Annotated in this window: 11 protein-coding genes; 7 read left to right on the forward strand and 4 right to left on the reverse strand. The window is 71.6% G+C overall.

Translation table 11 applies throughout. The features are described 5' to 3' along the window. Positions 1-14: 14 nt before the first annotated feature. The 3 genes from B0I33_RS15600 to B0I33_RS15610 all read right to left on the reverse strand — a co-directional run bounded on the left by B0I33_RS15600 (position 15) and on the right by B0I33_RS15610 (position 4,525). Entirely contained in the window at positions 15-1,463 is a 1,449-nt protein-coding gene (locus B0I33_RS15600; RefSeq protein ID WP_106179515.1) for an MFS transporter, read from the reverse strand. Between the two features lie 154 nt (positions 1,464-1,617). Further along, positions 1,618-2,841 carry an FAD-dependent oxidoreductase gene (locus B0I33_RS15605; RefSeq protein WP_106179516.1) on the reverse strand — a complete coding sequence of 408 codons (1,224 nt, stop codon included), beginning with the start codon at positions 2,839-2,841 and terminating at the stop codon, positions 1,618-1,620. A gap of 55 nt (positions 2,842-2,896) precedes the next feature. Then, positions 2,897-4,525: an FAD-dependent monooxygenase gene (locus B0I33_RS15610; protein ID WP_106179517.1), complete on the reverse strand. Its 1,629-nt coding sequence runs from the start codon at positions 4,523-4,525 to the stop codon at positions 2,897-2,899. 215 nt (positions 4,526-4,740) lie between these two features. Here B0I33_RS15610 and B0I33_RS15615 point away from each other — a divergent pair, with 215 nt between their 5' ends. The 7 genes from B0I33_RS15615 (at position 4,741) to B0I33_RS15645 (ending at position 12,418) form a co-directional block, all read left to right on the forward strand. Continuing rightward, positions 4,741-5,997, forward strand: a complete 1,257-nt coding sequence (locus tag B0I33_RS15615) for an aspartate kinase (RefSeq protein WP_106179518.1) — start codon at positions 4,741-4,743, stop codon at positions 5,995-5,997. A 40-nt stretch (positions 5,998-6,037) separates the two neighbouring features. Continuing rightward, positions 6,038-6,856, forward strand: coding sequence for a 2-amino-3,7-dideoxy-D-threo-hept-6-ulosonate synthase (locus B0I33_RS15620; RefSeq protein ID WP_106179519.1), 819 nt, complete (start codon positions 6,038-6,040; stop codon positions 6,854-6,856). 38 nt (positions 6,857-6,894) lie between these two features. Next, on the forward strand, positions 6,895-8,001 hold the full coding sequence (locus B0I33_RS15625) for a 3-dehydroquinate synthase II (RefSeq protein ID WP_106179520.1): 1,107 nt from the start codon (positions 6,895-6,897) through the stop codon (positions 7,999-8,001). Positions 8,002-8,014: 13 nt separating this feature from the next. Next, entirely contained in the window at positions 8,015-8,776 is a 762-nt protein-coding gene (locus B0I33_RS15630) for an amidohydrolase family protein (protein ID WP_106179521.1), read from the forward strand. Beyond that, entirely contained in the window at positions 8,773-10,071 is a 1,299-nt protein-coding gene (locus tag B0I33_RS15635; RefSeq protein WP_245900723.1) for a phenylacetate--CoA ligase family protein, read from the forward strand. The genes B0I33_RS15630 and B0I33_RS15635 overlap by 4 nt, the downstream gene beginning before the upstream one ends. Positions 10,072-10,136: 65 nt before the next feature. Continuing rightward, the gene (locus B0I33_RS15640) at positions 10,137-11,312 is read left to right on the forward strand and encodes an FAD-dependent monooxygenase (protein WP_106179522.1); all 1,176 of its coding nucleotides are present in this window, start codon (positions 10,137-10,139) and stop codon (positions 11,310-11,312) included. 38 nt (positions 11,313-11,350) lie between these two features. Beyond that, on the forward strand, positions 11,351-12,418 hold the full coding sequence (locus B0I33_RS15645) for a methyltransferase (protein ID WP_219927196.1): 1,068 nt from the start codon (positions 11,351-11,353) through the stop codon (positions 12,416-12,418). Between the two features lie 71 nt (positions 12,419-12,489). On the opposite strand, the gene B0I33_RS15650 is transcribed toward B0I33_RS15645, so the two are convergent. Beyond that, positions 12,490-12,879 carry a PPOX class F420-dependent oxidoreductase gene (locus B0I33_RS15650; protein ID WP_106179523.1) on the reverse strand — a complete coding sequence of 130 codons (390 nt, stop codon included), beginning with the start codon at positions 12,877-12,879 and terminating at the stop codon, positions 12,490-12,492. Between the last annotated feature and the right edge of the window lie 113 nt (positions 12,880-12,992).

The raw sequence follows: 12,992 nt of genomic DNA on the forward strand, positions 1-12,992 counted from the left end.
GGCGGCCACCTCGGTCAGCGGCGCGGCAACCGGTAGATCAGGACGTGGCTCACCAGCGCCGCCCCGGTGCAGCACAGCGTCGCCAGCTGGATGGCGGTCGTGTACTCCTCCACCAGACCGGCACCCGACCGCGCGGAGACCAAGCCGAACAGCACCGTGCCCACCAGCGCGACGCCGAGCGCGTGCCCGACCCGCTGCGCGGTGCCGACGATCCCGCCCGCCGAGCCGGCCTCCTCGCTCCGGACGTCGGTCAGGATGATGTTGATGATCGGCGCGCCGAGCAGCATGGCACCCACGCCGGTGACGAAGGTCGACGGTGACAGCCACAATCCGTCCACCGAACCGCCCACCAGCTGGATGGTCAGCGCGGTGGCCGCGGTCCCGGCGGCCATCAGCCCGCTGCCCCAGTGCAGTGCGGCCCGGCCCAGCCGCCGGACCGCGACGTTCGACAGCGTCGAGCCGACGAACGTGCCGACCGCGAAGGGCGCCAGCGCCAGCCCGGTCGCCAGCGCCGACTGTCCGAGCCCCAGCTGCAGGTAGGCGGACAGCGCGAACTGCATGCCGGCGAACGCGACGAACTGGAACACCGCGACCCCCACGCCCGCCGCGAACGACCGGTTGCCGAACAACCGGATGTCGACCACCGGACCGGTTCCCTCCCGGAGCCGGTACCGCTGCCACCACACGAACCCCAGCCCGAGCACCACCGACAACAGCAGCAGCAGGTACAGCTCACCCGGCCAGCCCGTCTCGTAGCCCTGGATGAGCGGGTAGAGCAGCAGCACGAGCGTGGCCGACAGCAGGCCGACACCCACGAGGTCGAGGGAACCGGCCCGGCCGCGGTGCTCGGGCAGCCAGCGCATCCCGCACGCGAGCGTCACGATCCCGATCGGGATGTTCAGCAGGAAGATCGGCCGCCAGCCGAGGCCGTACAGGTCGGTGGAGATGATCAGTCCACCGAGGACTGGACCGACCGAAGCCGCGATGCCCGCGACCGCCCCGTACCAGACGAACGCCCTCCCCCGCTCGTTCTCGGGGAAGACCAGCCGGATCATCGCCAGCACGGCGGGGTTCATCACGCCCGCCGCGACTCCCTGCACGGCACGGTAGAACACGATCTCGGCACCGGTCGTGGCGATCGCGCAGAGCGCCGACGCCACGGTGAACGCGGCCAGCCCGGTGAGGAAAAGACGTTTGTACCCGAACCGGTCGCCCAGACGGCCGGCGGTGATCAGCACGACGCCGAACGCGAGCGCGTATCCGCTCATCATCCACTGCGCGGCGCTGAACGTCGTGGCCAGGTCACGCTGGATCGGCGGGATCGCGGCGTTCATGATGGTGCCGTCCAGCAGGATCAGGAAGAACCCACTGAGCACGACCGCCAGGACCAGCCACTGTCTCGCGGTGACCCGCTCACTCGTCCCCGCCGCGGGGAGCGGCGGATCCCCGGCCTGCCTCCGCACCCGTCAACCCTTTCCCCGGTACCGGCTCATCTTCATAAAGTACACTACCTGTGTAGTATCGACCAGTACGAGTCAGGTCGGGCCGGATCCCGCGGACCGGCGCGGTGCCCGGTGCGCCCGACGTTCGGTGGCCGGAGTGCGGAGGTCGGCCCGATCAGTCGGCGGCGCTCGCCGGCTCGGCGTAGGGTGAGCGGGCTCCGATGCTCGGCCCGGCGTTGCGCAGCGAGGCCACCACGGCCTCGGATCCGCGCTGCCGCATGGCCTGCTCGTAGTCCGCGATCGCGGCGGGCAGGGCCATCTCGCCACGCGCCACCGCGCCCAGGGCCGCGCTCAGGTCCGCCGCGTCGCGCAACGCCGTGTTGGCCCCACGCCCGCCGATGGGCGCCATCGCGTGCGCCGCGTCGCCGAGCAGGGTGACCCGCGAGGGTTTCCAGGCGTCCAGTGGGAGGACCGCGCGGATCGACAGCGGGAAGATCGAGGACGTCTCGGCGGGCCGGACGAGGTCGAGCAACCCGGGGTGCCACCCGCCGAGCATGTCGAGCGCGAGCCCGCGCAGCTCGGCACCGCCGAGTTCGCGGAGCCGTGCGTCACCCACCGGGAAGTCCTCCACCCGTGCCAGCTGCAGCCACATCAGGTAGTCACCGACGCGGACCAGCTCGGCGTCCGGCGCGAGTTCGGCCGCCGCCCGATCCTGCGGTCGCCGCGAGCGGTACACGGCCATCGCCAACGTGCGGAAACCCGGCCCGTGCACCCCGGTGAAGCTGTTGTCCAGCTGCGGCGGCAACCCGGCTCCGAGGTCCGCCAGGGGTGTCTTCCCGGTGATGGCCCGGACGCCGGTGTCGTGCACCACCGCGTGCGGCAGCAGTGCCCGGCGCACGGCCGACTGGACGCCGTCCGCGGCGACCAGCACGTCGCCGCGCAGGGAACGTCCGTCGGAGAGCCGCGCCACGACACCGTCGCCGCCCGTCTCGACCTCGTCCACCGCGCGACCGAACAGCACCGCCCCACCCAGCCGGGTCAGCAGGATCTGGCGCAGGGTCATCCGGTCCACCGCGGTGGGGGCGACCTCCGGTGCGAAACCGGCCACCCGCGCGTCACCGGCCCCGGTCTGCGTGAAGTGGTGGTCGAAGAACATCGCCTGCTGCGCTTCCGGGGTCCGGGTGGAGGTGGCGACGTAGAGCTCGTAGAGGTCCTCGGGCAGGCACTCGGCCAGCGCCGCGTGCCCCACCGCGTCGATGTGGATGCGATAGCCCTGCGGCCGGGAGTCCGGCGCGGGGTCCCGTTCGAGCACCGTGACCTCGATGCCCGCCCGGCGCAGGCCGTGCGCCAGGGCGAGCCCGCCCAGGCCGCCACCGGCGATCAGTACACGCAACGACATGCTGGCTCCGCACCCCTCGACTCGTGACCGTTCTCCGTGGCTCCGGCGACCTCGCTCACGCACGAGCACCACCCCCGCCGGTCACCGCGTCCAGCAGGTCGTCGCAGTCGCGGGGCAGCCGGTCCCCCCGCCAGGCGACGTGCTGGTCGGGCCGGACCAGCACCAGGTCCCGCTCCCAGCACCGCCGGACGTGGTCGTCGTCGATCGCCAGGTGCTTGACCGGGATGCGCCGCCGCTCGGCGCGCTTCACCAGTTCCGCACCGGTTCCGTCGGCGGAGAAGTCCACCAGGGTCAGCCCGGAGTCGAACAGGTCGAACAGCGCCGTCCCGTCCGCCAGCTGGACCGAGGGCGCCCGGCCGCCCGGCCATGTCGACGCCGTGATCGCGTTCCACCGCCACGGCGGAGGCGTGTCCTCGTCGTCCCGCCGGATCAGCGGCGAGGAGTAGCGGTATCCGAAGTGGATACCCAGATTGTCCATCTGGTACGTCTCGTGTTCCAGGAAGCCGGCGATGTGCTCGCGGCTCGCACCGTCGGCGACCAGGCGGGGAAAGCGCAGCCACACCTCGAGCAGGTTGGCGCACATCTCGCGGTTGAACAGGGCCACCGGGCGCCGCTCCCGCTCGTAGGAGGCGGGCAGCCCGGGGCCGCCCCAGCCGTGGACCAGTGCGGCGAGCTTCCAGCCGAGGTCGACGGCATCGCCGATCCCGGTGTTCGCGCCGTGGCCACCGGTGGGATAGAACTGGTGCGCGGCGTCGCCGGCCAGGAAGACCCGGCCGCTGCGGTAGGACTCGGACACCGCCAGCCGCCCCTCCCACTCGACCACGTCGAGCACCTCGTCGACCCGGAAGTCCGCGCCGAGGCACTGGCGCATGTGGTCGACGGGATCGAGCGCCCGCACCCGGTCGTCGGCGAGGTGCACGGTGCCGGTCCAGGTCGCGTCCTCGTCCCGGGACACCAGCGTCAGCCCGCCCGCGGCGATCGTCAGGAATGCCCTGCCGTGGCGCCGCAGCACCGGGTCGGTGCTGCGGAAGTACACGTCGCGGTGCAGCGTGGTCGGTCCGTACTGCGCGACGGAGACGCCGAGGCGCTGCCGCACGGTGCTGTTCGCGCCGTCACACCCGGCGAGGTAGCCGGCGCGCACCGACCGGTGCCCGGCGCCGCCGGTGGCCCGCAGCTCGACGGTGACGTCGTCGTCCCCTTCGCGAAGGTCGACAAGCTCCCACCCTTCGCGGAAGTCCACCAGGTCGACCGAGCGCATCCGCTGGCGCAGGATGTCCTCGAGCAGGGAGCCCTGGACGCGCTGGTGCGCCTCCACCGGCACCGACCCGTCGTTGACGGACTCGATCCGGCGGGTCAGCTCGGCCGCCGACGGATAGTTCCACACCGCGATCGGCGGCTCCTGGAAGTCCCGGCTCCAGACGAAGTTGAACGGGTGCCTCGGGTCGACGCCGCGCTCGCGGATCACCGTGGCCAGTCCGAGCCGCCGCAGGAACTCCATGCTGCGCCCGTTCAGGTAGTCCATCTTCGGGTGGCGGGACGGCCCGGTGGTCTTGTCCACCACCACGCTGCGCACACCGTGCCTGGCCAGTTCCAGTGCCAGCACCGCGCCCACGGGCCCGGCACCGGCGACGACGACCGGAACCCGCTCGGATGTGCCGTGGCGCCGGCTTTCTCCCTCGTCCATGATCCCTCCAGGCGAACGGGTGATGCGGCGGATGATCCCGTCTCGCGCCGAGCATGCCGTTGCCCGGCCACCGAGCGCGTCCCGTTTTCACGTGATTCCGGGGCTTCGCCAGGCCCCGGCGAAGCTCACGTGAACACGGGATGCCGGGTGGCATGGCCTGCCCCCAGTCTGGACCTCGGTACTCGCGGCATCCGGGTGGACGAAGGAAGTCTGGCATGGCACCGATAGTCCGTAAGTACGGTGGCAGCTCGCTCGCCACCGTCGGCCACGTCCGCCGGGTCGCCGACGCGGTGGCCCTGGCACACCGGCAGCGCGGGCCACTGGTCGTCGTGGTGTCCGCGATGGGCGACACCACCGACGAGCTGCTCTCGCTCGTCGACGAGGCAGGCGGCAGCCGCACCGAACGGGAGACCGACCAGCTGCTGGCCACCGGCGAGACGGTGTCCGCGGCCGTGCTGAGCACGGTGCTCGGTTCGCTCGGTGTGCCCGCCGTGTCCCTCACCGGCGCCCAGGCGGGGATCCGGGCCCGGGGCAAGCACGGCGAGGGGCTGATCGAGGCCGTCGACACCCGACGAGTCCTCGCCACCCTCCACAGTGGCCGGACCGCGGTGGTCACCGGCTTCCAGGGGGTGGATCGCGACGGCGACACGGTCACACTCGGGCGCGGGGGATCCGACACCACGGCCGTGGCGCTCGCCGCCACCCTCGGCGCCGACCGGTGCGAGATCCACACCGACGTCGATGGCGTGCTCACCGCCGATCCCCGGCTGGTCGGCGACGCCAGGGTACTGCCCGTCGTCGACTCCGGGGTGCTGACCGAGATGGCGTTCAGCGGCGCCAAGGTGCTGCACTCCCGCGCGGTCGAGCTGGCGGCGCTGCACGGCGTCGAGGTGCACGTGCGGTCGACCGTGCCACGGGGACACGGCACGGTGGTCCCGCCGGGAGCCGCCACGACCCCGAGCGTCGACGGCCTCGTGGCGATCGCCCATGACCGCAACGTCGCCCACGTCCTGCTCGACTTCGAGCGGGACAGCCCGGGCGGGGTGCCGGACGTGTTCGCGGTGCTGGCCGAGAACGCGATCCCGGTCGACATGGTGGCGCGATCGATGCCGGAGGAACCCGCGGTGAAGGTGGGGTTCACCATCCGGTTCACCGACGTGGACGAGGTCGACGGCGTGTTGCGGAGCCGTTTCGCGAAGCTGGGCGCGCGGGTCCGCATCGACACCCGGGTAGGCAGGGTGTCGCTGATCGGCGACCGGCCCGCGGGCAGCGCACGGCACGCCGCGCGCCTGCTGCCCATCCTGTCCGCGGCGGACGTCCCGGTGAGCTGGCTCGCGGTCTCCCCGCTGAACACCGCCGTGCTCCTGCCCGCCGACCGGCTCGGCGACATCGTGCGGCTGCTGCACGACCAGTTCCGCCTCGGGCGCCAGCCCGAGGCGCCCCCGGCCCCGCGGTCGCTGAGCCACGCCTGAACCGGACCGCATCCCCCACGCACGAAAGGACGGCCTCCGGATGAACAACACCTTCGCCAAGCAGCTACGGCTGCGCCGGCTGTACCGGCACGGCGGCGGCAGGCTGCTGGTCGTACCGCTGGACCACTCGGTCAGCAACGGCCCGATCACGGGCCGCCGCAGCCTGAACGAGCTGGTCGGCAGCATCGCGACCAACGAGGTGGATGCGGTGGTGCTGCACAAGGGCAGCCTCCGCTACGTCGATCACCAGTGGTTCTCGCACACCTCGCTGATCGTCCACCTCAGCGCCAGCACCAGGCACGCGCCGGATCCCGACGCCAAGTACCTCGTGTCCTCGGTCGAGGAGGCGCTCCGGCTGGGCGCGGACGCGGTGAGCGTGCACGTGAACCTCGGCTCGCTGGACGAGCGGCGGCAGATCGCCGACATGGCGGCGGTCGCCGACGCCTGCGACCGCTGGAACATGCCGCTGCTGGCGATGATCTACCCGCGCGGACCGAAGATCAGCGACCCGGGCAGCCCCGACCTGGTCTCGCACGCCACGTCACTCGCGGTGGATCTCGGCGCCGATCTCGTCAAGGCCCCGTATCCCGGGTCGGTCGAGGCGCTGACCGCGATCACCTCGTCCTGCCCGCTGCCGATGCTGGCCACCGGCGGTCCTCGCCTCCCGACGACGGAGGCCCTGCTGGACTACGTCGACGACGTGCTCCACGGCGGTGGCGCCGGGGTGGCCATGGGCCGCAACGTGTTCCAGGCCGAGCACCCGGGCACGACGGCCCGGCTCATCGCACAGAGAATCCACAGTGGACCCGTCCCGTTCCTCGACGCGTCGTCGCGGGCGTCCGCCGCGCAACCCGCCTGACCCACGCCACATCCGATCCGACCGGAAGAAGGAACACCATGAACAAACTCGCCTGGCTGGACATCCGTGGCCTCGGCCCGATCAAGGACGCCATCGTGGAGGAGGCGGTGCACCAGCGGATCGACGCGATCGTCACCGACGACCTGGCCGACCTCGACGCGCTGCCGCCCACCGTCAAGCGGGTGTTCTTCCCGAGGGGTCAGTCACTGCCCGCCGACTTCGGTCCGGCCGACCTGGTCATCGTGGACCCGACGGAGCACCCCACCCCGGCCGAGCTGGCCACTCGCCACACCGGCACCGAGTTCGGCCGGTTCGTCGAGGTGGTCGACGCGCCGACGCTCGAGGACGCCTGCACGGCCGCGCGCGGCGAGCGGTGGACGCTGCTCAAGTTCCGCGACCCCACCAAGATCCCGCTCGAGATCGTCCTCGCCGCCGCGCACGCCGCCGAGGGCAGCCTCATCACCGAGGTCGCCGACGTCGAGGAGGCCGGGATCGTGTTCGGCGTGCTCGAGCACGGCTCCGACGGCGTCATGCTGGCCCCCGGCAGCGTGGGCGCGCCGACCGCGCTCAAGCAGGCCGCCGAGACCACCTCACCGGACCTCGACCTCGTGCACCTGGAGGTCACCGCGGTGACCCATGTCGGCATGGGCGAGCGGGCGTGCGTCGACACGTGCACGCACTTCCGTGAGGACGAGGGCATGCTCGTCGGCTCCTACTCCAAGGGGATGGTCCTGTGCGTCAGCGAGACGCACCCACTGCCCTACATGCCGACCCGGCCGTTCCGGGTCAACGCCGGGGCGATCCACTCCTACACGCTCTCCGAGAACGGCCGCACCAACTACCTGAGCGAGCTTCGTTCGGGCAGCCGCGTCCAGGCCGTCGACGTCAAGGGCCAGACCAGGATGGTCGCCGTCGGCCGCGTCAAGATCGAGACCCGCCCGCTGCTGTCCGTCGACGCGGTCGCGCCCACCGGCGAGACGGTGAACCTGATCCTGCAGGACGACTGGCACGTCAGGGTGCTCGGCCCCGGTGGCGCGGTGCTCAACTCCACCGAGCTCAAACCGGGGGACGTCGTACTCGGCTACCTGCCGGACAAGGAACGGCACGTCGGCTACCCGATCCACGAGTACTGCCTTGAGCAGTGACCGGGAGGAACGGATGTCTCCCGGTCGGATCATCGACTTCCACGCCCGGCTGGCGCCGCGGCCGCAGGCGCTGGACACGATGCTGGCCGCGATGGACACCGCGGGCATCGAACGGGCCGCGGTCTGTTCCGGTGGTGTGGTCGACCTCGACACACTCGCGACACACATCCTGACCGGCGGGTTCGTGGAGTCCGATGCGGACAACGACGCCCTGCTGCGGGACTGCTCCCGCAGCGGCGGCCGGCTCATCCCCTTCTACTTCGGCAACCCGCATCGCGGTGCCGACGACTACCGTTCCAGGGCGGCCGACTTCCGCGGCCTGGAGCTGTCGCCGTCGATCCACGGTGTCGCGCTCACCGACGAGCGCAACATCGCCCTCGTCGAGGTCGCGGAGCAGGCGGGACACCCGGTGTACGTGGTGTGCATCGGGCGCTCCGGCTGCGACACGGCCGAGCTGGTGGCCCTCGCGCGCCGGTTTCCCCGCGTGCGGTTCGTGCTCGGCCACTGCGGGTTCATCGGCATCGACTTCCACGCGCTCAACCTGATCCGCGACGTCGAGCACATCTCGGCGGAGCTCTCCGGCTGCTACTGGGGCGTCGCCAGGGCGGCCGTGCGGCGCCTCGGCGCCGACCGGGTGCTGTTCGGCAGCGAGTACCCGTTGCAGCACCTGGAGGTCGAGCTGACCAAGCTGCGGGCGCTGGAGCTGGACGACGACCAGTTCCAGCGCATCACCCGGACCAACGCGGAACGGCTATTCAGCGAGGTGAGATCGTGACCGCCACCGTACTGCCACAGATCGGCGACTGGCACGACTTCGACGAACTGGCGGAGTTGCAGCGCAAGGAGCTTCCCCGGGTGCTCGAACGGGCTTCGGCGTCCCGGTTCTACCGGGACCGGCTCGCCGGCACCCCGGCGTCCGACTTCGGCTCCGTGCGGCCGACCACCAAGCAGGACCTGCGGGACAGCTATCCGTTCGGCCTGCTCGCGGTGCCCAGGAGCGCACTCGCGACCTATCACGAGTCCAGCGGCACGGCCGGTCGGCCCACGCCCTCGTACTACACCGAGGCGGACTGGCTCGATCTCGCCGAGCGGTACGCCCGCAAGTGGATCGGCATCTCGGCCGAGGACACCTTCCTGGTCCGCACCCCCTACGCCCTGATGGTGACCGGGCACCTCGCGCAGGCCGGAGCGCGCCTGCACGGGGCGACGGTCGTCCCGGGCGACAACCGGTCGCTGGCCACGCCGTGCGCTCGCATCGTGCGGCTGCTTCACGACCTGGAGGTGACGCTGAGCTGGTCGATGGCGGCGGAGACGCTGCTGTGGGCGGCGAGCGCCCGCGAACTCGGCTACCGCCCCGGACGTGACTTCCCCGCGCTGCGGGCGCTGTTCGTCGGCGGCGACCCGGTCAGCCCGGCACGCCGCGCCCGGATCAGCCGGCTCTGGGGAGTGCCGGTCATCGAGGAGTACGGCTCGACCGAGGTCGGGAGCATGGCCGGTGAATGCCCCGAGGGCACACTGCACCTGTGGGCCGACCGGTTCCTGTTCGAGGTGTACGACCCCGGCACCGGCCGGATGGACCGGGAGGGCGTCGGCCAGCTCGTCGTGACCCCGTTGTTCCGGCAGGCGATGCCGCTCGTGCGGTACAACCAGGAAGACAACGTCGAGGTGTCCTATCGGGACTGTCGCTGCGGCTGGCGGCTGCCGACGGTGCGCATCCTCGGTCGCACGGCTTTCGGTTACCCCGTCGGGAACACCCGGATCACCCAGGACCGGCTCGAGCAGCTGGTGTTCGCTCTCCCGGAGGACCGCGACGTGTTGTTCTGGCGGGCCAAGGCGCATCCCGACCGGCTCACGGTCGAGATCGAGGTGCCGTCCGAGCACCGCGACGTCACCTGCGCCGACCTCGTCCGCCTCATCGACGCGGAGCTGGGGGTGCCCTGCGACGTGCGGGGGCTGCCGCCCGGCACGCTCGTGCCGCGCGACGTCCTCGTCGGCAACCAGGACGTGGTCAAACCGCGAAGCCTCTTCGGTCCGGACGAGGACTGGAGCAAGGCGATCGTCTACCACTGAGCCCCGCGCCGCCGTCCAGCACCACCGAACGCCACCGAACACCACCGAACGCAGTGAGGCTTGCCGTGCACCAGAAACTCGACGTCGCCGTCCTCGGCGGCGGGATAGCCGGGCTCACCGTGGCAGCGGCACTGTCCCGTGCCGGTGTCCGCTGTGAGGTCTTCGAACAGACCCGGCAGCTCAGCGAGGTCGGGGCGGGCGTCCAGATAGCGCCGAACGCCTCTCGGCTGCTGCACCGGCTCGGCCTGCGGCGCAGGCTCGGGCTCACCGCGCTCACCGTCGAGGCCATCGAGCTGCGCACCGGGCACGACGACCGGCTGGTCCGGCGGACTGTCCTCGGCCAGCGTTGCGAGCAGCTGTTCGACGCGCCGTACTACACGGTGCACCGCGCCGACCTGCACCAGGGCCTGCTGGACCTGCTACCCCCTGGCAACGTGCACCTGAACAGCAGGTGCGTCGGCGTGGCGGACGGGGCCGGTCACGCCACGGCCTGGTTCGAGGACGGCTCCTCCGTCGACGCCCCGGTGATCGTCGGTGCCGACGGTATCCACTCCGTGGTGCGGGAGAGCCTGGTCGCCGACGAGCCGAGGTTCTCCGGTCAGACGATCTACCGCGGCGTCGTCCCCGCCGACCGGCTGGACTTCCCCCCGGCCGAGCCGAAGGTCCGGCTCTGGCTCGGGCCCGACCGGCACTGCGTGTGCTACCCGGTGTCCGGCGGCAGGCAGTACAGCTTCGGCGCCACGATCCCGGCGGCCACGTGGCACGCCGAGTCGTGGTCGGCGACCGGTTCGGTGTCCGACGTGGTCGCGGCCTACCGCGACTGGCATCCGGCCGTTCGGCGCCTCGTCGGGGCCGCCGACTCGGTGGGGGTGTGGGCCCTGCACGACCGCGACACGGTCGGCCACTGGTCCGGTGACCACATCACGCTGGTCGGCGACGCGGCCCACCCGATGTTGCCGTTCATGGCCCAGGGGGCCAACCAGGCGATCGAGGACGCCTTCACGCTGGTGGCCTGCCTTCGCCGGCACGGGCCGGGCAACGTGCGGGCCGCGTTGCGGCACTACGAGAGCCTGCGTCAGCCCCGCACCGACGCGATCCAGCGGATGTCCCGGGGCAACACGAAGAAGCTGCACCTGGACGACGGCGCCACGGCCGGCGGGTCCGCCCGCCCCGCGAACGAGGACGTGCTGGAGAAGGCCTGGCTCTACGACTACGACGCCGAAGCGGTGGTGGCCGCCTGACGTGCCGGGCAGACCGAGCCGGAAAGACCGTGGAGGAGATGACCTTGTCTACCCAAGCAGGACAGTCCCCGATCGACGCGACGAAGGGAACCCCGCCGAGGCAGGTGCCGTTCGCCGAGATCGCCCCGCTGATGCGGCTCGCCGACATGCTCGCGCCGGTCGCGATCAGGGTGGCCGCCACACTCGGCCTCGCCGACCACATCGTGGCCGGCCGCACCGGCGTCGCCGAGCTCGCCGAGGTGACCGGTACGCATGCCCCGTCGCTGCGCCGGCTACTGCGGTTCCTGCACGCACGCGGGGTCTTCGCCGAGACCGCGGACGGCGAGTACCAGCTCACCGACCTCGCCCGGCCGCTGCGCTCCGGGCATCCCGCCGGGCTGCGGGAACGTTTCGACCTGGAGGGCCCGGTGGGCCGCGGTGACCTGTCCTTCATCCACCTGCTGGACAGCATCCGCACCGGGAAACCGTCGTACGCGACGATGTACGGGCGCGGGTTCTGGGAGGACCTCGACGGCAGTCCGGAACGGGCGGCCGCGTTCGCGCGGATGCAGGCCGCGAACGTGAGCCAGGCCGGGATCGAGGACGCCTACGACTGGAGCGGTGTGCGCACCGTTGTCGACGTCGGCGGCGGCAACGGCGCGCTGCTGGCCAGGATCCTGCTTGCCAACGAGCACGTCCACGGCACGGTCGTCGACCTGCCGAGCACCGTGCGCGGCGCGGAGGAGAACCTGGTGGCGCTCGGGCTGGCGGAACGCTGCCCGGTGGTCGCGGGCAGCTTCTTCGACCCCCTCCCCGCTGGTGCCGACGTCTACCTGCTGTCGAAGATCCTCCACGACTGGGACGACGACGCGGCGGTCCGCATTCTCCGCCGGTGCGCCGAAGCCACCGGCCCGCGCGGCAAGGTGCTCATCGCGGAGATCGTGCCCTCCGGCACCGAGGCGGATCCCTCGTTCACCTACCTCGACCTGCACATGCTGGTCTACTTCGGTGGGAAGGAAAGGACGCTCCCGGAGTTCGAGGAACTGGCAGGGCGAGCCGGACTGAGCGTCCAGCGCGTGCTGCCCGCCCACTGGGGCAACGCGGTCCTGGAGTGCGTACCGCGTTGAACCGTTGACCCCCCGGCACCGCTGGTGAGTGCGTTTCCGTTGCGCCGGCGACGCTTCCTGCCCGCCGGCTCCTACTCACCAGCGGTGCCCGCGAGATCCTCGAGCCCCCAGCTCACCACCTTCTCCGGCGTGATCCGGATGATCGCGTCCCGCGCGGAGCCGTCCGGCCAGGCGGCGCTGAGCAACGCCTCGGCCGTGCCGCGAACCTGCACGCACCTGGGCTTCCACGGGGGCAGCACGTCGTCCACGACGAACCCGACCTTCGGGTTGGCCTGGACGTTGCGGAACTTGCGGGTGTTGGCGAAATCCCGGCCGCCGATGTCGATCGTGTCCGTCGTCGGGTTGTAGTTCCACCCCGTGGGCACGACGTGCGGGCGCCCCTGCGCGTCGATCGTCGCCAGCCGGCCGAGGCTCACCCCTTCGTTCAGGTAACGAAGCTCCAGTTCCGAGAAGATGCTCATCTGGCGTCCCTCCGTGTTCGATCAACCGGCGCCAGCCTCGCACATCCGCGCGGACCCGGAAACACCCGCCGGATCACGTGATCACGGGATGTCGGCCATGGCGCGCAGCGAGC

The organism is Prauserella shujinwangii (genome assembly GCF_003001955.1).
Lineage (GTDB): Bacteria > Actinomycetota > Actinomycetes > Mycobacteriales > Pseudonocardiaceae > Qaidamihabitans > Qaidamihabitans shujinwangii.

Coding starts and splice junctions, on each gene's coding strand:
- B0I33_RS15615 (WP_106179518.1), top strand. CDS start 4,741: ATGGCACCGATAGTCCGTAAGTACGGTGGCAGCTCGCTCGCCACCGTC.
- B0I33_RS15645 (WP_219927196.1), top strand. CDS start 11,351: ATGACCTTGTCTACCCAAGCAGGACAGTCCCCGATCGACGCGACGAAG.
- B0I33_RS15620 (WP_106179519.1), top strand. CDS start 6,038: ATGAACAACACCTTCGCCAAGCAGCTACGGCTGCGCCGGCTGTACCGG.
- B0I33_RS15605 (WP_106179516.1), bottom strand. CDS start 2,841: ATGTCGTTGCGTGTACTGATCGCCGGTGGCGGCCTGGGCGGGCTCGCC.
- B0I33_RS15610 (WP_106179517.1), bottom strand. CDS start 4,525: ATGGACGAGGGAGAAAGCCGGCGCCACGGCACATCCGAGCGGGTTCCG.
- B0I33_RS15650 (WP_106179523.1), bottom strand. CDS start 12,879: ATGAGCATCTTCTCGGAACTGGAGCTTCGTTACCTGAACGAAGGGGTG.
- B0I33_RS15625 (WP_106179520.1), top strand. CDS start 6,895: ATGAACAAACTCGCCTGGCTGGACATCCGTGGCCTCGGCCCGATCAAG.
- B0I33_RS15630 (WP_106179521.1), top strand. CDS start 8,015: ATGTCTCCCGGTCGGATCATCGACTTCCACGCCCGGCTGGCGCCGCGG.